Here is a 20332-nt window from a genome sequence, read left to right as displayed (position 1 = left end):
ATTTTAAGGGTTCAGTGCCATAATTCGATAACTGCTTTTTTAATTAATTTATGGTTACTGGTGTTTTAGGCTGTTTCTCATTTAATACTAACTGAATATTATCTACACAAAGTTGTACCATACGATCTCTTGTAATCACTGATGCACTCCCTATATGAGGGAGTATAGTTGCATTTTTCATTGATAATAAGGGATGCGTCGTATCAATAGGTTCTTCTCTCAAAACATCTAAACCACATGCTTTTATTTCTTCATTTTGTAATGCTGATACTAACGCTTCTTCATCAACTATTGCACCTCTACCAATATTAATGAAAACGGCGTCATTTTTCATCATTTTAAATGCTTTTTCATCAAATTTGTCTCGTGTTTCTGCTGTAAGCGGCGCGGTACAAACGATAAAGTCACTCTCTTTTAATAAGGTTTCAAATGGAACGTATAAGGCACCAAGTGCTTCTTCATCATCTGGGCGTCTTGTTCTATTATGATACATAATATTAGTGTTAAAACCTTTTAATCGTCTCGCAAATGCTTTACCAATATCCCCCATACCATAAATACCGACGTTCGCATGGAATAAATCCTTGCCCGCAAATAAATACGGACCCCAACTTTGCCATTCACCATTTTGAACGTACGATTCCGCTTCAACTACACGTCTTGCTACTGCAAGCATTAAAGTGAATCCTAATTCTGCTGTTGTTTCTGTCAAAACGCCTGGTGTATTAGTAACCACAATATCTTTGCTTTGCATTAGTTGCACATCAATATTGTCATAGCCAACTGCCATATTTGCTATGACTTTAAGATTAGGTGCAGCTTCAATAACTTCTTCATCCATTTTTTCACTCAATGTGACAAAGCATGCTGTTGCATCTTTTAAAGCAGTTAAAAATTTATCCCGCGGCATAGGCTTATATGATGCATCCCACACTTCTACTTCACCTATAGTTTCTAATTGCTTAATGAATTTTTCTGGAATCTTTCTACTCACTACAATTTTTTGCATTCAATCACTCCTATATTTCGAGTTCTTTGATTACCTCATTTAAATCTTTAAAACTGTATGTCGGTGGAACGTCTTTAAGTTTTACTTCATCTAACGAAGAAACGCCAGTTTGGACATGAATTGTATCCATATTAACGTTGATGCCAGAAAGTATATCAGTATCATATAAATCGCCCACCATTGCCACTTCAGAACAATCTAAACCTAAAATCTCCATCGCCTTATTCATAATAATAGGTTCTGGTTTACCAATAAATGTAGGTTGAACGCCTGTCGATGTGGATACAACGCTTGTAATAGCGCCATTTCCCGGTAAAAATCCACGTTCTTTCGGTATAGAAACATCTTTATTAGTTGATATAAATGTCGCCCCATTACGCACGCCTAATGTAGCAGTTGCCAATTTCTCATAAGTTACAGCTTCGTCTAAGCCAATAACTACGTAATCTACGAACTCATCATTTTTAATGACTAAACCATGATTCGTTAACGCTTGTTCTAAACCAGAGCCACCCAACATATAAATTGAAGCTCCTGGGTGTGCTTCAGCAATATATTCTGCGGTAGCTATCGCTGAAGTTACTACTTCATCTGGCTTAGCTGTCACGCCCATTGCTTTTAATTTTTCTACTACTTCGGCAGGTTCTTTTGTTGAATTATTCGTTACAAATAAATGTGGAATCTCATGTTTATTTAAATACTCAATAAACTGTGTTGCACCATCAATTTGTTCGTTACCTTTGTACATCGTACCATCTAAATCGATAAGGTACGCTTTATAATGTTTCATCAAAGCTTATTTCTCTCCTTTTTGGCCAAATGCTGTAATCGGGACATTTTCATTTTTTAAAAACTGGATAACTTCATCAATAAATTGTTGATAATAATCAAGCGTTCTATCAAAAAGTGGTACTAACTGTGTCGTTTCAAGTTCATCATAATAATGTACGAATTGTTTTCTTTCATCAACGGTTTGATTGATATTACTTTGTGTATCTTTAGAAATAACATTTTCTAATTCTAAAATATCTATAACATCTTTGTAATTTCCTGGATCTCTTAAAATAAAACCATCTATAATCATATTACCAATATCTACAGATGATTCTATCAACATTTGTGAAATTCTTTCGAATGCGTAATGGTTATCTTTATGGTTAGGATAATCATTAACTAATTCTTGTAAGTAATTTAACTTTTTATCTAACTTATCTTTATTAACAAAATACATCTACGTCACTCCTATCATTCTCATCATACCATACCTTTGCAGTCAAATTCATTTATGGTTATACTGTAAATCAAGACTTTTTGATATAGAATTGTCCTTAATAATTAAATAATCTCATAGCTCAATTGTGAAAGGATGTTTATATGATAGATATGTATCTTTATGATGATAATGAATCATCACAGGTGCAATTTGTAGGATTTGTTGGAGAATTTAGCCGTTATGATTTAATGCTTGTACAAACCGATCGCCATTTTGGTAAAACAATCGTTTTAAATATGCAGACAAATAAATTCGGCATTATTGGTACAGATGATTTAGAAGAGGAAGGTTATATTGCACATATCTTAGGGGTGACAGAAGATGAAGGCAATGAAATCACAGAATATCTTAACCAAGTTATACAATAATTAAAATAAAAATTAAACGCGTTATATGTTAAATACCAAATAAACCAAAACTATCAGATTAAAAACACAAAAAGACTACAANNNNTGTAGTCTTTTTGTGTTTTTGGTTTATCGTCCGTATTTTAAAATTCAATCATACACAGCTTTATGGGTCTAGTATACTATGATCTATTTATTTTTATAGTTACTGAATTAATCTATGATGCTAACTTAGCTATGTTGAGATTGTCATATACTTGAATATAACATCCTATTATTTTTCTGTATCTTGAATCGTCGGCTGGATTTTTACATCTTGTAATTTATTTTTTTCAAATGTTAATTTAACGTCATCATCATCTTCAATTTGAGATGGCACTTCATCCTCTGGAATTTTTTTCAAAATAAAATATGGACAACCAAAATTGCAATATTCTAATAAATAATCTTGAATCGTTGAGAATCGTTTACTCAATTCTGCCTTTTTATTTGAATCTTTATAGAAGCCTTTTAATCTTAATTGGTCATATCCAAAATCTCCGACGATATAATCATATTTATCTAAAATATCTGCGTACCGTTGCGCAAATAATTCTTCATCAAAACATTCTCGGTATTCTTCTATAATTTCAAAATAGAAACTATTCACTTTTATCATTATATTCACCCTAATTGTTATTTTTAATAAAACCATACTAAACTTACATACGAGAAGTCAGTAAAATAACTTTTCTATTGCTAATAAAGACTTAGTCCATCATTTAATTAACGGGCATCGCTAATTTCCAAAATGAACTAAGTCTTTGTATTTAATATCTATATTTAAATATTAGAATCTACACCAAGTTTTTCTTCACCTAAACGATGTCTTTCTTTTGCAGCTTCGTTAACTTGTTCATCTGCATGATAAGAACTTCTCACAAGTGGTCCTGCTTGGCAATGTTTGAATCCTTTATCCATGGCTACTTTTCTTAATTTACCAAATTCTAAAGGTGTATAATATTTTTCAACTTTTAAATGTTTACGTGAAGGTTGCAAATATTGACCAATGGTTAAGATATCAACATCATTTGCACGTAAATCATCCATTGTTTCATAAATTTCTTCGTGAGTTTCACCTAAGCCCACCATTAAACTAGATTTTGTTGGTATATCAGGTTGTAATGCTTTAGAACGTCTTAAAAATTCTAAAGTACGGTCATAAGTCGCTCTAGCACGAACTCTAGGTGTTAAACGACGAACTGTTTCAATATTATGGTTTAAAATATCTGGCTTTGAAGCCATTAAGGTTTCTAATGCTTCGTAATCGCCACCCATATCAGACGGTAATATTTCTATCGACGTATAAGGGTTACGCTCGCGCACTTTACGAACTGTTTCAGCATAAACATTGGAACCGGCATCTCTTAAATCATCTCGCGCAACTGCTGTAATTACAACATGCTTTAAATTCATTAATTCAACAGATTCTGCCACGCGTTCTGGCTCATCTAAATCTAACTCATTTGGTAATCCTGTTTTAACGGCACAAAAACGACATGCACGTGTACAAACTGCGCCTAAAATCATAAATGTAGCAGTTCGACGTTCACCCCAACATTCGTGTATATTAGGACATTTTGCTTCTTCACACACTGTATTTAAATTCTTTTCTCTCATCATTTTCTTGAGACCAGTGTAGTTTTCGTTAGTATTCAGTTTTATTTTTAACCAATCGGGTTTACGTAAAATTTCTTCATTTTTAGTAGCCATAACCGCACAATTCCTCCTGATTTGAAATCTGTAATCATTATAACGAAAATCGGATTAAATTAAAACGTAAAATGTAATATTTTAATAACCAAGTAATTTTTCTTTGTAAATATCTCTTAAAAACTCTGGCATTAAATAATCGATAGATTGTTCTTTTAAAGTCGGAAAATAACGACCGAATGTATACATATCCACTGTGCCAAGCACATAAGTTTTGTCGTCTTCAATTTCTTCACCGTTAATAAAGTATCTTGATTCAGATTCAATCAGCCCTAAATTATATAGAACGTAACCACCAAATATATCTCCTCTGAAGCCTAGGCCTTGCGCGTGTTCATGAAGGTACTCTTGCTTTTGACTTTTAATAATAACATTTTTTAATTCTAAACCATTTAATCGAATACGTACTGCATTGATAGGGTGAGGTAACATTTGATGAATATCAAATTCCGTGACTTGGTTGGCTGAAATACCTTTTACAATTAAACCCGCATTGATGATTGTGCAGTCTGCATTTGTAAATTCAAATACACTTTCAGCTAACATATAAGACGTTTGGGTTATGACATCTGTTCTTCTTGGTAAGTTAATCGGATGATCAATGACCGCGTCGCTTAATAAAGCTTTACCTTCTGCTTCGAAGTGTGTCACTACTTCTGGTAATGTTTCTACTGGATAAATCACTGCATGTTTATCTACAACTGTATCGTGTTCAATTTCTAATGTTACTTCACCTATAAAACGGCCATATTTACCTGCAGCTGCCATTAAAACACCATTATTGATTTCACCTTTTTCAAAATAATGATGCGTATGACTACCTAATATTAAATCAATTTCTGGAATTTCTTGGCATAATTTCTCATCAAAGAACACACCTACGTGACTCATAATGATTAATAAGTCATAAGCATCTTCATTAGCGCTAATTTCATCTTTAATTGCTTCTAATGGATCAGTAACGACCCAGTCTAGTGCTCTATAGAATGGTGTGAATGGTGCTGTTGCTGCAACAAATAATATACGCACACCGTTTATTTCTTTAATTATAGATGAGGTGATATTACGCGGTAATTGGCCTTGCTCATCAAAAACATTCGCACACGTCACATCAAATTTTGCATTGTCATAAAGTGTATTTAAAGCTTCATGCGAAATAGTCATACCTTCATTATTCCCAATTGTCGCTATATCACAATGTGCTTTATTTAAAAGTTCAACATTCTTTATGCCCATCGTAGCTTCTGTAACAGGGGCTGATAAATCAACATGGTCTCCAATATCTAAATAGAGCGAGGGATGATCTAATTTGGGTCTCTCTTGAGCTAAATATTCGGAAATACGTTCGTACTCATGCAAATGACTGTGAATATCATTTGTATGGTAAATAGTTAATTTCACCATGGGTCCCTCCTCTTAGTTTATAAAAATGATTTTATGATTAAATATAGTCCCATTATTAGCATAACTGTTCTTAGTAACATAACGACAGTATTTGATTTTATAGATTGATTCACTTTCACGCCTATTTTAGCGCCGATATAACTAGAGATAATTAAGACAATCGAATAAACCCAAGCTACGTGTCCTTGTGCAATGTGCCCAACAGAGCTCATCACACTTGAAAAGAAAATCATCATCATACTTGTACCGACCGCCACATGGGGAGGAAATCTGAAAACGATAAGCATTAATGGCGTCATTAACGCCCCCCCTCCGATACCAAATAAACCAGTCAGTATACCGATAAATAGTGTTGCTATAAATGCTAAAACTGGCGGTACGCTATAATGATATGTTCGACCATAACCGTCAACATATGTACGTTCATATTTAGGTTTATTAAACATCTTCATTGGTTCTATATTATTTCTAATCATGAGTAAAACAGCTACAAATATCAAGAAGACACCAAAGTATAAATTAAAGGAATCTAATGTTAAAAAACGGCTTAGTATAGAACCAATTAATGAGCCTGGTAATAAGCCGAATAAAAAGATTGAGCCATTTTTAACGTCTACTTGTTTTGTTTTCAAATAGCCTAATGTTGATGATAATCCTGTAATAATCAAAATCAATGAAGATGTACCAATTGCAATTTGAGGTGTGATACCTTGTAATAGATCATTTTCTACACCTAAATAAACTAATGTAGGGACGATAATGATGCCCCCGCCAATACCAACAAGAGATCCTAGGATGGCTGATAAACCACCAATTAAAATCAATATGATTATTGTTAACATGTTTTATCGCTCCTAAAATAATTTTAATTGTTGTGGTGCTAAGCCTTCATAATCAATACCTAATAACTTTTGGTATGTTTTTGCATTTTGAGCAGCATGACCACCAGAATTATTATTAAACACTACGTAAATATTTTTAGCTTTTTGTTCTAATAGTTTAACTTTTTGCGCTAAATCTGTAAGTTCTTGCTTGTTGTAATCATATAGATATCTTACATCTCTCCACGCTTCATCTGTCATATCTTTTTTAGTCCAACCATATATATTCCGACCGTGATAACGAACGAATGCTGTTTCATTCGTAATGCGATTAATTAGTGGTATGGAACCTTGACCAGCTTGTGGTTCATCGCATACTGCATGAATAATGTCATGGTCTGTTAAAAAACCTAAAGTTTCTTCTTTATATGTTTGATTAAACCAAGATTGATGCCTAAATTCCACACATACTGGAAAATCTTTCAACTGTTCTCGTACATAACGAATATATGTGATGTTTTGTGCAGTACAATCAAACCAAGGCGGAAATTGTACTAATACCATTGCTAATTTATGTTCTGATTTTAACGGTTCCAACATCGCTTTAAACTGATTAAACAGTGTCTGTCTCGTTTCAGCAAAATCATGATAATCTGCATGTAATGTTAACGCTTGATGAATTTTAACAATGAATTCAAATCTTTCTGGTGTTTCTCTTATCCATTTTCTAATATTTCTTTCAGGTTGTATAGCATAATAAGACGCATCTAATTCCACGATAGGAAAATGGCTCGCATATGTAATCAATTTATCTGATTTACGTTGCAAATCTTCATATAAAGTATCATGGTCACCCCAACCCGTTAATCCAATATTTATCATAGTATCACCAGTTACATGATACCATAGATCTTTTAAGAGATTCACTAGATTAAATTTATTCCTCCAATGTTTCAATCAATTTCTAGCAAGCGTAATAAAATCTCAAAAAACATGATTATTTCAATATAAAAATAAAAACAGTTGCTATACTTTTTAGAAATAGCAACTGTGCATTCAATCATATTTAAACTAATTATTTATTGAGAATACTACGTGTTTCTTTAACAATATTGTCAATCAGCACAGACGCTGATACAAATTGTGACAACCTAGGACTTTGGCCGCTCCACAAATGTGTCCATTGTGCATTACCCTTTTGAGCTGCAGCTTTACGAATACCATTCGTCAATTGATTTTGAATAGGATAATCTGGGATGTCATCGTCATAATAATCCATTTTATGTATGAACTCATTATCTATACCTCTAGCCGGTTTGCCTGTAAAAACATTAGTAATCACGGTATCTGTTTCTTTACTATGTTGTATCGCATTTTTATATAATGTAGATGCGCCACTTTCCTCTGAAGTTAAAAAGGCCGTACCCATTTGTACAGCTTCAGCGCCTAAGACCATACTTGCAACTATGCCACGCCCATCCATAATTCCACCTGCAGCTATCACTGGAATACTTACATTATCGACAACCTGAGGTATAAGTGACATTGTGCCAATTAACGGCGTATGATCACCAGAAGTCACAGTGAATGACCCTCTATGGCCACCCGCTTCACTACCTTGTGCGATAACGGCATCCATACCAGCACTTTCATTAGCAATCGCTTCTTCAACAGACGTCGCAGTACCTACAAGCGTGATTTGACGCGCATTCAACTTTTCAATGACGCTCTGCTTAGGTATGCCAAAAGTAAATGAAACCACTGGAATCCCTTTTTCAATTACAACATTAATCGCTTCATTAAATTGCTGCTCTTCACTAATATCAATGACTGGTTCTTCAAGGTTTAGTGCTCTTCTATAAGGTTTTAACCAAGCGTTCATACGTTCTACATTTTCTGGCACATATAATTGCTCACTGGGTACAAATAAATTGACAGCAAAGGGTAAATCCGTTAATTCTTGAACGTATGTTATTTCTGAATCTAATCTATTTGCAGTAAAATAACCTGCGCCAATCGTACCGAGGCCACCGCTATTGCTCACAGTTGCTACTAATTCTGGTGTCGTGCTCCCTGCCATCCCTGCTTGGATGATTGGCAACTTAATACCTAATACTTCTGTAACCTTTGAAGAAAAGTGCATATCAAACACCCCTTTATTTAAAATCAACATCTCAAATAGCACTTTAAGTTTATTAATTATTTCCTGTAATTTATGGTTTGTTATTGTACGCTTGCATCTGTGCTTCTAATTTTTCTTTTTCTTGTTCATCCATCTCATCTTCGATCTCCATACCGAGCATTTCTTCAATTAAATCTTCATGAGAGACGATAGCATCGGTGCCTCCAAATTCATCTAGTACAATGGCTAAATGTTTACGAGAAACAGTCATTTTCCTTAACACCCACTCTGCCCTATTATGTTCATTTACAAATAAAGGTTCAGAAGCGTATTGTAGAATATTATTAGACTGTGCTTTGCTCCATGCTAACAAATATTTCGAGTGAAAAATACCTATAATATGATCTATATCACCATCATAAACAGGATAACGTGTATATGGGTTAGTCAACACAGTATCATAAGCTTCTTCATACGAAATATCGGATGAAAATGCAGTCACATTGATACGCGGTGTTGTATCGATATTTGTTATTTTTAATTGTTCAAAATCCATGACACCTTGAATTCGGTTACGTTCCATTTCGTTAAAAGCACCTTCACTTCCCGCAATTGTAACCATCTGCCTTATTTCTTCTTTAGATAATCGTTGTTGATCTTCTTGCCCTTTTGAAAGCAGACTATTGATCATATCAGTTAACCAGTTTAATAATTTAGTAATTGGTTTAAATATTATGACAAAAAATGAGATTGGGGTATAAACCAGTCTAGACATACGATCTGGGTAAGTTGCAGCGATAGACTTAGGTATCACTTCTGAAATGATGATAATGGCAACAGTCGTAATTGCTGTAGCAACTCCGACATTCACACCTATATTCACGGCTAAAACAGTAACTAAAGTTGGCAGAATAATATTCGCAATGTTATTTCCTATTAATATAGTAGTGATAAATTCACTAGGTTTTGTAAGTAACTTTGATAATTTTGCAGATTTTTTATCTCCATTCTCTGCTTCAGTTTGTATTTTCATTCTATTCGCCGCAGTTAAAGCGGTTTCACTTCCCGAAAAGAAAAATGAAGCAAATAAAAGTATGATTATGGCTATAATCATATAAGCATAACTCCCTTTATATATTATGTAAAAATTTAAACGATATTTATTATTTCCCTTATTTTTTATGAAATAAACGCTATTTTAAAATTTTGAAAACGTTTTATATACTTATCAATATAAAAAAACACGAAGTGATGTACATTTGATTATACCGAAAAATACGGCACCAAAATGGCATCACTCGTGTTTTTAAATTTGATTATAGATTGCATTAGCAACTATTTAAAATTAGCCGATAGAACCTTCCATTTCAATTAAATTTAGGTTATTTCATATTTTTAGTATATTCAAAACGCCTTTAAATCAACGTTTTACATGGTTTAAATTTTATAAAAAATACGTTTCGAGATAAAATGGTATCAAAAATGGTATCAATAAATTAAAACACCCACCTTAATTGGTGGGTTTATTTATGTAAAAACCACCCAGTGACTAGTTGGGTGGCTATAATTCGTTATAGAGTAAGGAAAAATAGGAAATACTCTGACTATATGATTGATAAACTTGTCAATCACCTGGATAAATATAATAAAACCCCACTTCCCGCAGTGGGTAAATTGTTGGATTTACTGTTGTTTAATAGAAGAAGTAGGACGGGTTCCTACTCCTATCTACACACTAACACTAATCTATATTATTACAAGTTAATACTCTTATAAATATTTTGTTATATAAATAACCACCCATGGACATGCTTGAGTGGTTGACGAAATAAATATAAGGGCTGCATGTATTACATATTATACCATAAAAAAATAGGGCAGACACATCTATGTGCCTACCCTAGTATGATAACGTGTTGCCAAGATATCATAGTAATCACTTATTAACTATAGTTATAACGTAGAAAAGACAGCTCCGAAAGTCCGCCTAATCTATTGTATGGTTAATAATAATTGTGCCTATAATACACAATAAAAAAGCGCCTCGTAAAGAGACGCTGAATATATTATAAGGTCAATCACAGTGGATTGCGTGGCTTTAAAGCCTATTTATAATTTAACATATTTTTCCGTTTAATCAAATAAAAAAAGAGCAGACACGGGACAATGTGCCTACTCAGTGTGAACTATAAATACAATCATTGAAAGCGCATTTATATAATAATATAAAAAATACACCCCGTAAAGGGGTGTTGTGAAAACTCATTTTTAAAATGAGACGATAAATACAGTTGGTATTATATCAACGTATTTATTATATTAGCATAAATTTTTAATTATGCAAGTTAATAAAAAAGACAAGCACAAAGGCCTGTCTCTTCATACTCGCATGTTTTAATAAAAATAAAGGAACGTGAATATATGTCTATCTATAAACTATCACTTTCTAATGACTCGGTCAAATAAAATAAAAAATAGGCGAACTTGAAAGTCCACCTATTCATTCGACGATTAATTATTTTAAGTTACATAGAAAGGAGTCTAAGCTCTCTGCAATTAATTTACCATTTTTTATAAACTTAATCAAGTTAAAATAAGAAGGCACCCCTAAAGGATGCCTGAAGATATAAAGGAATATAAATTTGAAAAGTGCTATGACCATAGCACTACTAATAGTTTAACATAAAATTAAAGAGTAAGCACGGGACAGTGTGCCTACTCTTTTTTATAGTAATGGTATCGGTATTGGTTAGCAATAGTAATATATTGCTCAAGACATTTATACCATAAAAAAGACACTCCGTAAAGAGTGCCTAATGCGTAAAAAAATAGAATTGGTGAGTCACAATAAATATTCATTGCCTCTATTTGTAATATAACATATGAAAATTAGTTTAGCTAATAGACATTTCAAATTTTTTAATATACTTCTACTATTCTTAATCTTTCGTGCCATACCCAACCATTGTTGTTATGAGAGTATACTCGGCACCATCCGTCTAATACTTCAAAAATATAAAAATCATCATAACCTGCACGGTAAGTTTCATTAGTGAGTGACCATTGATAATTACCTTTTTTGCCACTACGTTTCGCTACAGTTGCACCGTAATGATCTACTTTACCTCTGAATTTACATTTCTTACTCCAACCAACTTTACTAGGTGGAATACTTCCTACCTTCAAACCACTTGTTTTTTTAGCGTTCGTTTTTTGATTAACAGTTTGTTTATCTGGTTTATTTTTTAACTCTTGTCCGCCGCCTGGTTTATAAACTTCTGTTATTCTTAATCTTTCATACCAAACAAAGCCATCATTTGAAGGAGAATAAACTCTAGCCCAGCCATCACGTATTTCATAAACATAGAACACATCACCTTGTCCATACACTTCATTTGTAAGTACCATTACGTTATTGTGATTAGGTCTACAAATTGTGGCACCTGCATTATCTGCTACTGCTTTGAAATATGGTTGGTTAGACCAAGTTAATTTCTTAGGTGGAACGCTGTTTAATTTCAATGATTGTCCTTTTGATGGTGCTTTAGGTTTTACATTTCCAATTGTGGTTAAATCAACACTGTCATCTGCAAAGTCTGGTACGATAAAGTGTGTTAAGCCACTATAATCATCTTCTCTTAATTTAGCAGGAGTATTTGCATTACTATCATAGTTTTGCTCTAATATAGTGAATGTGTTTGTCCCACCACTGTTATCCCAAACTAAACCAGTGTGACCCCATTGTTTATAAATGCCTTCTGTATATACTGCTATAGAAGCGATAGGTGGAATATAGCTAGGTGTATTTTTAACTAACTTCCATCCTCTAGGTAAAGCTACCCAAGTTAAATCTTTCGCATCACCCCACAATCTAAATCCGTTCGTTACATGGTGCGCAAAATCTACAACAAGATCCATACATTGGTAAGCTGCGAAATTATCGAAATCAATAAATTGGCCTTTTAAGCTATGCATGTATTCAATTGCTTCTTTATATTGAACATTACTTTGGGGTGATGGTGTAGGTTTCTTTTTAGTTGGTTGTGATAATTCTTTTGATGGTGTTTTAGAACTTTCTTCTTTAACCCCATTGATATATTTAGCTACCAGTTTATCCAAATTACTCACATTTCTACTATAACCAGCTGCTTGAAGTAAATTACCTGGGTCTACTTTGTCTGACTGTATATCTTGGTGACCTGGCATTTCAGTTTTGTAATCTATCTTCCAGTATTTAACTAAATAAGCTAACACTTTCGCTGTATTTTCAAGTGACTTTTTACTACGGGCTTTATCATCAAAATAACACCCTTCTACGCCAAATGCGCCATCGTTTGCATCTATTCCATACCAGTTATTATCAATAGGTGTATTATATAATACGTGCCACGCTTTCTCTGTAACTGGTATACAAACGATACACTCTTTATCGTCTACGAATATATGAGCAGATGCGACAAGCGACCAATCAATATTATAACTGTTTTTATAGTAATTCACATTATCTTGTGCTGTTGTGTTTGGGTTACCTGTGTCATGAGCAACTGCAAAAACTGGATTACCACTTGTTAATTGCTGTCCACTTCTACGTGTTCCTATAGGCAACCAATCATATTTAACTGGAACGCCATTCCATTTCTCTGTCATTTCACATTACCTCCACCTATTTTATTACTGTTGTTTTCAGATGTCCCTTTCTTATCCTTAAAAGTTTCCCAAATACCAGTTGCCATTAGCCCACTAATGAGACCAGCTAGTAATCGACCAGCAATAGATAGTTCAGAAACAATTTCTGGTATAAAAGCAGTTAACCCACCTACTATCACACCAATGAATATTGAAATAATTGGTATAATATTTTTCGGAATTGCTTTCGTTCTTTTTATTACTTCCGTTAATGCAATAGTTATTACAGAGATAATCCCTGCAAATGCTATAATTTGTTCCATTTATAAAAACCTCCATTTATAATAAAAACAGGACGCTGAGAAACGCCCTGTGTTGCATCGAGAAATGTATTTACCTGTTGTTGTGTATAATAAAAAGCCGACACAATGTGCCGACCTATTTAAAAAAGATATTTGCTACTAAAGTGATGAGTGGTACTAATACTACACCTGCAAATCCTAACCAGTAGCCAATTACTTCTCTGTTTCCTTTTGCTTCTGCTTCTACAGTTCCTTGCAAACTTTTAATTTCTTTCTCGTGACTTTTTGTTTCATATTCTAAATCAGTAACTCTAGTCCCTACTGTTGATAATGATTCACTCATTTTTTCTAAATGTTTCTCCGACCTAGCTTGTGATTCAAATGCTTTTTCTTGTAGTAGTGTCTGTCTATCTACTTTATTAAGCAAACTATTAAAATTGTCTGTGTGTTTGTTATCTACTTCGTTTATGCGTTCGTGTATCTTGCCCCTTGACCTTTCCCATTCATGTCTTAGAACGTATCTATCTTCGTCCATAAATACCTAAGCCACCTAAGAAACCAACAAACCCAAGCCATGCAGTCATAGCTACAAATTGTGCTGGTGTTAGCCAATTGAGTGAATTATATATACCTGCCGAGGCCATTAAGAAGTGGATAATTGCACTCCCTGTGCCACCTATTAACATAAAATAGTTCGAAGTATTGTTTACAGACCGTTTACCAAAGAATAGACTTGCTAGAATTAGACAAGTACCAAATACAATCAGAAGTAATCCCCATACCCATATAGGCATAACTTCATGTAGTGCTTGGTAGAATTCACTTTCATTAAGTACATCTTCTTGTCTTACAAACCAGTAGAAACCACGTATATCTACAAACACACCTAAACCAAAAAGTGATAAAGTTGCCAATCTGTCGTGTATCGTAAAGTTTTCACTCATGCGTTCACCTACTTCCATCTAAATAAAAACCACAAGCCTAAGCCTGTGGTTGTTCTGGATATTTTTCTCCAGTAATTAATGCGTATTCCTCTTTATCAATAACTTCCATATCTACAAACCATTTTATTTGTTCGTTGGTATAGCAACCCCAACCGTACATTGTTTTTATATCTTCGTAAGTTGGAAATAGTAATTTCATATTATTTATCCCCTTTCATATCTTCTAATTCTTTTTGTAGTCTTACTAATTCTTGAGCTAATTTTGCGTTTTGTTGCGAAAATTGTGAAACCATCATATTCCCTTGCACTATTTGTATTTGCATACTAGCAAACATGTTTCTAAGTTCTTTATCCAATCCTTTAGTATTTTTGTCTAAATCTATTTCTGGCTGTTCATACACTTCATCTGTTTTTTCTTTATAATTTTTATTTACTTTTACTGCATTATCACTGAATACATAATATCTAGGTTTGAAATTATTTATAAAATAGTTTGGATAGCTTTCTATTTCTATTCCATCTTCAAAACCACCAACAATAGCATAGTTGGTGATTTCTCTTTCGTCATTTAATAGTATTTGCATCATTTCCACCCCTCAACTTTAGTGATTGTGAACGCATTATTGTCTTTACCAGAAGGTTTTAAGTTTTTATAGTCAAACGCAACGTCATGTCTTATAAATGGTTTAATCCCGTTTTTCACATTAACAGACGATTCATAAAACTCGACAAGTTGTCCTTCGGCATCAGTTAAATTAAAACGTTGTATTGTTATGTTATCTATCACATTTGAAACCAATACTGGTTCATTAAATGTTCCTCCAGGGAATTTTCCTGATATCATAATTAAACTGTAATTATAAATACTATCCGTTAAGTTAAACTCTGTATTTACACCGTTAGCAGAACCTTCAAATAAAACAGTATGCTGTTTAGAAAGCTGTTCATCAGTATATTGATTAGCATCTGCTAGAGTTTCGTTAGCACGCGATTCTGCTGAGTTTTGAGTTTCGATTTCTTCGTCTAGGGGTAGTGTAGGAATTTCTCTCCATTCAGACCACTCGTTATAAAACCATTTTTCAAATATTCTGTTAGAATTGTAAGGTCTAAAAGTTAACCTTTTTACTGTTGTCCACTGTCTTATTTTCATCTCTGAAAATCCAGCTGTTGAAACTCCACTAATACCATGAGGTGTATTAGTAGTATAATAAACACCCGTTTTTAAACCATAGTAGTTTTCAGCTTTGTTTTGTAAATCTATAAACGGGTAATTTCCATCATCATTAGTTAATTTATACTTCTGCCACTCCTTAGATTCCCCTTGAGTAACAACTTCACTATTCAGAACACTCTCTTTAAACGCTTGATGTTTATCATCCATATATTGTTTATCGTCATCAAACTTACTAGAATACACACTTGCCTTGTTGTTTATTTCTTCTAGTCGTTTGTCTGCTAACTCATTTAAAACTTTAACACTATCAGCTTTTGCAATCTCAATATCGCTTAAACCTTTTTCTCTGGCTTGTTTTAATTGTGAAACATAATCTTCCGCATTTGCCATCTTATCTTCAATATCAGTGATACGATTAGCAATAATAGCCTGTAACTCATCATATTCAATGATATATTGAAGTTTAGTTTCTGCACTGATTTGGCTAACAATTGATTTTTCAATATCGAATGTTACAATTCGTTCAGCTACAGTCACATTAGAATCACCTTTTTCAGATATAAAGACTTGCATTGTAACCGTACCCTCACGTTTTAACAGTTCATTAGGAATGTAGTATTCAAAACGCCCATTGATATTTGGCTCAGTAAAATGCAAGGTATCTTTTACAAATGACCCATCATTGTGTTTTAGTGCAATATGTCCAGTGACGTTTTCCGTACTCAATAATAAAGGCTTATTACCTTTTGTTACATTAAATACAAAAACCGCAGAATCTCTATCAGCGGTTGAAAAGGTAACATTTAATTTTGAACGAGGTTGATATCTTGCAGTGTTTTCCATATTGATAATTGAACTTTTATCTAAATTACTCACCATTATTTAACCACCTCACTATTAATGATAAACCAATCTGTTTTATCATCACTGTTTTTATAATTTCTGTACAATATCTCTAAATTATAATCAGATACATTTCTAACAACCCTATGCATATATCCGTTATTTTCTCCTTGTTCGACATGTATTATCCAACCCGCAACTCCTTTTTTACTATTTGGAAAGTCTATCATACGTTTGGAATCTTCAGTCGTCATGTAATAGGTTAGCCCTACAATATTTAAATCAGCTATCCGGTTAATATGTGTAGGTACTCTTTCCCAAAACCCTGCAGTTTTCTGGGTGTAATTCCACGGTCCTATGCCGTTTCTATCTCCTTTACGAGAAACAAAACGTTCGAAAGTTAGCATATTTCTACCGTAACTATTTCTTATCAATCTCTGTAATACATCGCCATTGGCTTGAGATGGTTCAACTTGGAAAAACCAGCCAGCATCTCTTTGTTTTTTATCTAACGGAAAGTCATCGATATTTTTAGTATGGTCAGTATAAAGATAATAATAACCAGGTGTCGTAATCTTCGAAAGTAATCTCATATTATACGGGTCTACTGGTAATGGCTTTGTACGCCCTCCCGTATCTGTTAAAGGGGTGGGAATGCCACGTGAATGTAATTGATCTAGTACACCACGCTGAGCAACACCATAAATTTTATGAGTTCTATTGCCTGAACCACCTACTGAAAAACCTATTAACAGTGCTTTTCTATTTTCATCATCGTAATATATTTGTAAACCTTCTGGTTCTGAAAAATCACCTGGTACAATACCACCATCACCACCGTAATTTATTTTAACTTGATATTTTTGTTTACCTGTTTCTAAATCATAAGTTGTTAAATAATTATCAGTTTTAATACTCGATGTACCAGTTGTCCAGTATAATGTATCTTCATCAAACCCAACACCTTGCATAGGTTGGGTTGGGTTAGTTAAATTTAATGGTAAATCTATTTTATATAACACCTTGTTAATTCTCTTATCGATATCATCTAAGTCTCTAATCTCTACATAATTTCGAGATTGCCTAGTTTCCCATTCACTACTAGGATATTCAATTCTGTATAAAATTTTGTTTTCCACTTCGTTTATAACTGGTGTGATATAGGGTAACTCTGGGTGGCCCGTGAATACTTCTTCCATACCATATGTGCCATAAGCCATTTCTACATTAGGTGTATATTTAAATCGTACAACTTTATGTTTACCTTCATTATCAACAATGTGAGAATATATCCATAATTCATCATTTATATATCGATAACCATTATGCGTTCCATGTCCTCCATTTAAAATCAAACTACTATCAATGTATTCTCCGTTAGGTTTTAACCGAGTTAACATATAATCTGCACCTTGTGCTTGAGTCATATAAATAATACCTGTTCGTTTATCAAACCAAAAATGTTGCATAACCGCGTTTGTTAAAGGGCTTAAATCAGTGACATATAAAAACTCTTGTTTGTTCGGTTCAAATCTATATTCAGCATCAAGTATCGTTTTTTTAGCTTTTTCTACTTCTTCTATTGTTTCTTCTTTATCAATTTTTGTTCTTTCTTCCCATTTGATTAGGTGCTCTTTTAAAGTAGGGAAATGATTACCAAAAATATCCACTCTCGCTTGTACAATTTCATTTGCACTGTTGTTTCTGGGTGCTAAGACTAATCTGTTTATTTGACTTTGTAAATCATCAAAAACATCTTTTGACGTTCTAGCGCCATGTTTGATTTGTGAAGAAGTATGAGCGTTATTCTCATCTGTACGATGATAGTGAAAATCATCTTTGATGTAATTTAAACGTTCAACAATATATTTAAAATTACTAATCATCATACGTCTATATTCTTGGCCTAAGTCAATTGGAAAATTAAGATAATACATTGTCATCCCCCTTTTCTAAGTTTTCTATTTTTTGATCTAATTCATACACTCTATTCAATAAATAATAGTTGTCATTTTCTAATTGTGTTATTCTATCGTTCAAATTTTCCGGTAAACCTATAACATAATCAGCGTGGGCTACAGGTATAAAAGTATTTCCTTCTTTATCTTCTAAATATCTAACTTCTGCTTCATTCGCCAATAAGAACACTCCCCACAGAATCTGAATAATTACTCGTAGATACAATTTGATTTGTTCTTCTTGCTCGTTCACTTATAACAAAATTATTCATGTTTTTGATTTTCATACTTTCTTGTAATTGAATTTTTAATATATCTTTGCTAGCATTGCTAAATTCAACTTCAACTGGTTTAGGAACAATCGGATGTGACTCAGTTATTTTGACCACTTTCAACTCCACGTTGTAACCCATCGGTTTGTGAATAAAACGAACTAAACTATTTTCTTTGATATCACCACTCTGGATATAGTGTTTATCTTCAACGCTGCCTAAATAATTAGTAGCGATTTCCACGACTGGTTCATCTTGTAATTCATTTACCAACGTATTCATTAAATCATCGTAATTTAATGCTTCATCATCATAAACTGTAGCTGCTTCTAAATGCCCAAAGGATTCATAATTAGGTGATTTATAAGTCGCTTTAGTGTGATACACATCTTCACCTTTTAAAACAGCTGTTAAATTCAATACAGTGGATTTACTTGTCCCAACATACATACAAGGCGCTGACTTTTTATAGTCAACGCCACTTTTAGCTTTTTTAAATACTGCTTTAAATGTATGCTTACCTTTACTTAAACCACTTGCTATAATTATTTTTTCTGTTTCCGCATTTTTGCTATAACATTCAAATTCGCCCTTGCTTTGGTTGTCAATGAATACTTCTAATACGCCACCTTTAGACATTTTCTTTAAAGTCCATTCAAGACGTTCATTTCCCCATTTACACTCAAATTCTTTAGTATAACTTGCACCTATCTTTTCGGTTCTCCAAGTGCCTTCTTTGATGAAGGGTCCAGAATAACTTAAATCATTAGGCTTTATTGGATTATAGTTTTTTGTTTCTGATTTAGTTTTCTTTTTACCAAAACCTCGAATAATGGTTTTTAGATCAACTGTGTTTATCGTTACTTGTGCATCGTCATTATTATACTTATATATAATAGGCTCATCTGAACGTTCATAAAACGTTTCTTCATCATAAATATAAATTGTTTTGTTGTCTGCAAAGTAAATATAACCGAATAATTCAGCACCTTCCACAAGTGCCTCTAAACCATTCTTTCCGCCTAATTCATCTAAAGGCATACGTTTGTTAAATGTACCAACGAGTTTGTACTTAAAGCCTATTTTATTTCCTTTGAAAATGTGGTTAATATATTCCTCTACTGTATAATTAGGTTTATTTTTTTCATCTTCATCAGTATTCAATTCTTCGTTTTCTAAATCTTTATCTATATAATGATGTTGAAAGTCCATAAATATATGTTTGGCTTCTATTTCGTTCTTTAATACAACTCCATCATAAATAGGTTTTGTACTTTTAATAACATAGTATTGATCCTTCCATAACAACAACATTTCATTTGTAATCGTGTCGAAGATATCTGCATTTTCGGTAGATTTAAAAATAGTGAAACTAATTGATCTATCGTTATTTTTTTCATACTCATATTTAAAAGATTCATAATCTAAATCTGTAAGTATTTCTCCGAATTGTTGCTTTCTATTTGTCAAAATTAATGAGTCCAC

21 protein-coding genes are annotated in these 20332 nt (G+C 33.1%); 1 reads left to right on the top strand and 20 read right to left on the bottom strand.

Annotation, left to right across the window (positions count from 1 at the left end; translation table 11 throughout):
- Positions 1 to 43 precede the first annotated feature (43 nt).
- From KA900_RS02175 to KA900_RS02165, 3 genes are read right to left on the bottom strand one after another with little or no spacing between them, the layout of a single operon-like run.
- A complete protein-coding gene (locus KA900_RS02175; RefSeq protein WP_115342333.1) occupies positions 44 to 1009 on the bottom strand; it encodes a 2-hydroxyacid dehydrogenase in 966 nt (321 codons plus the stop codon).
- A 10-nt stretch (positions 1010 to 1019) separates the two neighbouring features.
- On the bottom strand, positions 1020 to 1799 hold the full coding sequence (locus KA900_RS02170; RefSeq protein WP_096811230.1) for a TIGR01457 family HAD-type hydrolase: 780 nt from the start codon (positions 1797 to 1799) through the stop codon (positions 1020 to 1022).
- Between the two features lie 6 nt (positions 1800 to 1805).
- The gene (locus KA900_RS02165; protein WP_096810537.1) at positions 1806 to 2240 is read right to left on the bottom strand and encodes a DUF86 domain-containing protein; all 435 of its coding nucleotides are present in this window, start codon (positions 2238 to 2240) and stop codon (positions 1806 to 1808) included.
- Between the two features lie 143 nt (positions 2241 to 2383).
- Between KA900_RS02165 and KA900_RS02160 the strand changes: the two genes are divergently transcribed.
- On the top strand, positions 2384 to 2650 hold the full coding sequence (locus KA900_RS02160) for a DUF3055 domain-containing protein (protein WP_096810538.1): 267 nt from the start codon (positions 2384 to 2386) through the stop codon (positions 2648 to 2650).
- 253 nt (positions 2651 to 2903) lie between these two features.
- Here KA900_RS02160 and KA900_RS02155 read toward each other — a convergent pair whose 3' ends face one another.
- The 17 genes from KA900_RS02155 to KA900_RS02075 form a co-directional block, all read right to left on the bottom strand.
- Positions 2904 to 3287, bottom strand: coding sequence for a YutD family protein (locus tag KA900_RS02155; RefSeq protein WP_115342334.1), 384 nt, complete (start codon positions 3285 to 3287; stop codon positions 2904 to 2906).
- A gap of 164 nt (positions 3288 to 3451) precedes the next feature.
- On the bottom strand, positions 3452 to 4381 hold the full coding sequence (lipA, locus tag KA900_RS02150; RefSeq protein WP_096810540.1) for a lipoyl synthase: 930 nt from the start codon (positions 4379 to 4381) through the stop codon (positions 3452 to 3454).
- An 81-nt stretch (positions 4382 to 4462) separates the two neighbouring features.
- Complete coding sequence (locus KA900_RS02145) at positions 4463 to 5782, bottom strand: bifunctional metallophosphatase/5'-nucleotidase (RefSeq protein ID WP_096811231.1); 1320 nt, start codon at positions 5780 to 5782, stop codon at positions 4463 to 4465.
- Positions 5783 to 5802: 20 nt separating this feature from the next.
- On the bottom strand, positions 5803 to 6627 hold the full coding sequence (locus KA900_RS02140) for a sulfite exporter TauE/SafE family protein (protein ID WP_096810541.1): 825 nt from the start codon (positions 6625 to 6627) through the stop codon (positions 5803 to 5805).
- 12 nt (positions 6628 to 6639) lie between these two features.
- On the bottom strand, positions 6640 to 7488 hold the full coding sequence (locus tag KA900_RS02135) for a DUF72 domain-containing protein (RefSeq protein WP_103373724.1): 849 nt from the start codon (positions 7486 to 7488) through the stop codon (positions 6640 to 6642).
- 193 nt (positions 7489 to 7681) lie between these two features.
- A complete protein-coding gene (locus tag KA900_RS02130) occupies positions 7682 to 8749 on the bottom strand; it encodes an NAD(P)H-dependent flavin oxidoreductase (protein ID WP_210139271.1) in 1068 nt (355 codons plus the stop codon).
- Between the two features lie 70 nt (positions 8750 to 8819).
- Positions 8820 to 9842 (bottom strand): hemolysin family protein, encoded by a 1023-nt coding sequence (locus tag KA900_RS02125; protein WP_096810543.1) that lies wholly within the window; start codon positions 9840 to 9842, stop codon positions 8820 to 8822.
- 1805 nt (positions 9843 to 11647) lie between these two features.
- Positions 11648 to 13375 carry a peptidoglycan recognition protein family protein gene (locus tag KA900_RS02120; protein WP_210139270.1) on the bottom strand — a complete coding sequence of 576 codons (1728 nt, stop codon included), beginning with the start codon at positions 13373 to 13375 and terminating at the stop codon, positions 11648 to 11650.
- Positions 13372 to 13677, bottom strand: coding sequence for a holin (locus KA900_RS02115; protein ID WP_210139269.1), 306 nt, complete (start codon positions 13675 to 13677; stop codon positions 13372 to 13374). The genes KA900_RS02120 and KA900_RS02115 overlap by 4 nt, the downstream gene beginning before the upstream one ends.
- 115 nt (positions 13678 to 13792) lie before the next feature.
- Positions 13793 to 14191: a hypothetical protein gene (locus KA900_RS02110; RefSeq protein WP_210139268.1), complete on the bottom strand. Its 399-nt coding sequence runs from the start codon at positions 14189 to 14191 to the stop codon at positions 13793 to 13795.
- Positions 14178 to 14600: a hypothetical protein gene (locus KA900_RS02105; RefSeq protein ID WP_210139267.1), complete on the bottom strand. Its 423-nt coding sequence runs from the start codon at positions 14598 to 14600 to the stop codon at positions 14178 to 14180. Before KA900_RS02105 ends, KA900_RS02110 begins: the two co-directional genes overlap by 14 nt.
- A gap of 37 nt (positions 14601 to 14637) precedes the next feature.
- Positions 14638 to 14799 (bottom strand): XkdX family protein, encoded by a 162-nt coding sequence (locus KA900_RS02100; protein ID WP_210139266.1) that lies wholly within the window; start codon positions 14797 to 14799, stop codon positions 14638 to 14640.
- Between the two features lies 1 nt (position 14800).
- The gene (locus tag KA900_RS02095) at positions 14801 to 15184 is read right to left on the bottom strand and encodes a DUF2977 domain-containing protein (RefSeq protein ID WP_210139265.1); all 384 of its coding nucleotides are present in this window, start codon (positions 15182 to 15184) and stop codon (positions 14801 to 14803) included.
- On the bottom strand, positions 15184 to 16653 hold the full coding sequence (locus KA900_RS02090) for a BppU family phage baseplate upper protein (RefSeq protein ID WP_210139264.1): 1470 nt from the start codon (positions 16651 to 16653) through the stop codon (positions 15184 to 15186). The genes KA900_RS02095 and KA900_RS02090 overlap by 1 nt, the downstream gene beginning before the upstream one ends.
- Positions 16653 to 18554 (bottom strand): phage baseplate protein, encoded by a 1902-nt coding sequence (locus tag KA900_RS02085; protein ID WP_210139263.1) that lies wholly within the window; start codon positions 18552 to 18554, stop codon positions 16653 to 16655. The genes KA900_RS02090 and KA900_RS02085 overlap by 1 nt, the downstream gene beginning before the upstream one ends.
- The gene (locus KA900_RS02080; protein ID WP_210139262.1) at positions 18541 to 18756 is read right to left on the bottom strand and encodes a hypothetical protein; all 216 of its coding nucleotides are present in this window, start codon (positions 18754 to 18756) and stop codon (positions 18541 to 18543) included. Before KA900_RS02080 ends, KA900_RS02085 begins: the two co-directional genes overlap by 14 nt.
- Positions 18746 to 20332, bottom strand: a complete 1587-nt coding sequence (locus KA900_RS02075; protein WP_210139261.1) for a phage tail protein — start codon at positions 20330 to 20332, stop codon at positions 18746 to 18748. Before KA900_RS02075 ends, KA900_RS02080 begins: the two co-directional genes overlap by 11 nt.

The organism is Staphylococcus sp. GDY8P120P, assembly GCF_017892065.1.
GTDB lineage: Bacteria > Bacillota > Bacilli > Staphylococcales > Staphylococcaceae > Staphylococcus > Staphylococcus nepalensis.
Note: the sequence above shows the minus strand (reverse complement) of the source record. Positions and strands in the feature narration are given on the sequence as shown.

What these genes read in the sequence shown, in the direction of transcription:
- KA900_RS02175 (WP_115342333.1), bottom strand. Translation starts at nt 1,009, where the DNA reads ATGCAAAAAATTGTAGTGAGTAGAAAGATTCCAGAAAAATTCATTAAG.
- KA900_RS02170 (WP_096811230.1), bottom strand. Translation starts at nt 1,799, where the DNA reads ATGAAACATTATAAAGCGTACCTTATCGATTTAGATGGTACGATGTAC.
- KA900_RS02165 (WP_096810537.1), bottom strand. Translation starts at nt 2,240, where the DNA reads ATGTATTTTGTTAATAAAGATAAGTTAGATAAAAAGTTAAATTACTTA.
- KA900_RS02160 (WP_096810538.1), top strand. Translation starts at nt 2,384, where the DNA reads ATGATAGATATGTATCTTTATGATGATAATGAATCATCACAGGTGCAA.
- KA900_RS02155 (WP_115342334.1), bottom strand. Translation starts at nt 3,287, where the DNA reads ATGATAAAAGTGAATAGTTTCTATTTTGAAATTATAGAAGAATACCGA.
- lipA (WP_096810540.1), bottom strand. Translation starts at nt 4,381, where the DNA reads ATGGCTACTAAAAATGAAGAAATTTTACGTAAACCCGATTGGTTAAAA.
- KA900_RS02140 (WP_096810541.1), bottom strand. Translation starts at nt 6,627, where the DNA reads ATGTTAACAATAATCATATTGATTTTAATTGGTGGTTTATCAGCCATC.
- KA900_RS02135 (WP_103373724.1), bottom strand. Translation starts at nt 7,488, where the DNA reads ATGATAAATATTGGATTAACGGGTTGGGGTGACCATGATACTTTATAT.
- KA900_RS02130 (WP_210139271.1), bottom strand. Translation starts at nt 8,749, where the DNA reads ATGCACTTTTCTTCAAAGGTTACAGAAGTATTAGGTATTAAGTTGCCA.
- KA900_RS02125 (WP_096810543.1), bottom strand. Translation starts at nt 9,842, where the DNA reads ATGATTATAGCCATAATCATACTTTTATTTGCTTCATTTTTCTTTTCG.
- KA900_RS02120 (WP_210139270.1), bottom strand. Translation starts at nt 13,375, where the DNA reads ATGACAGAGAAATGGAATGGCGTTCCAGTTAAATATGATTGGTTGCCT.
- KA900_RS02115 (WP_210139269.1), bottom strand. Translation starts at nt 13,677, where the DNA reads ATGGAACAAATTATAGCATTTGCAGGGATTATCTCTGTAATAACTATT.
- KA900_RS02110 (WP_210139268.1), bottom strand. Translation starts at nt 14,191, where the DNA reads ATGGACGAAGATAGATACGTTCTAAGACATGAATGGGAAAGGTCAAGG.
- KA900_RS02105 (WP_210139267.1), bottom strand. Translation starts at nt 14,600, where the DNA reads ATGAGTGAAAACTTTACGATACACGACAGATTGGCAACTTTATCACTT.
- KA900_RS02100 (WP_210139266.1), bottom strand. Translation starts at nt 14,799, where the DNA reads ATGAAATTACTATTTCCAACTTACGAAGATATAAAAACAATGTACGGT.
- KA900_RS02095 (WP_210139265.1), bottom strand. Translation starts at nt 15,184, where the DNA reads ATGCAAATACTATTAAATGACGAAAGAGAAATCACCAACTATGCTATT.
- KA900_RS02090 (WP_210139264.1), bottom strand. Translation starts at nt 16,653, where the DNA reads ATGGTGAGTAATTTAGATAAAAGTTCAATTATCAATATGGAAAACACT.
- KA900_RS02085 (WP_210139263.1), bottom strand. Translation starts at nt 18,554, where the DNA reads ATGTATTATCTTAATTTTCCAATTGACTTAGGCCAAGAATATAGACGT.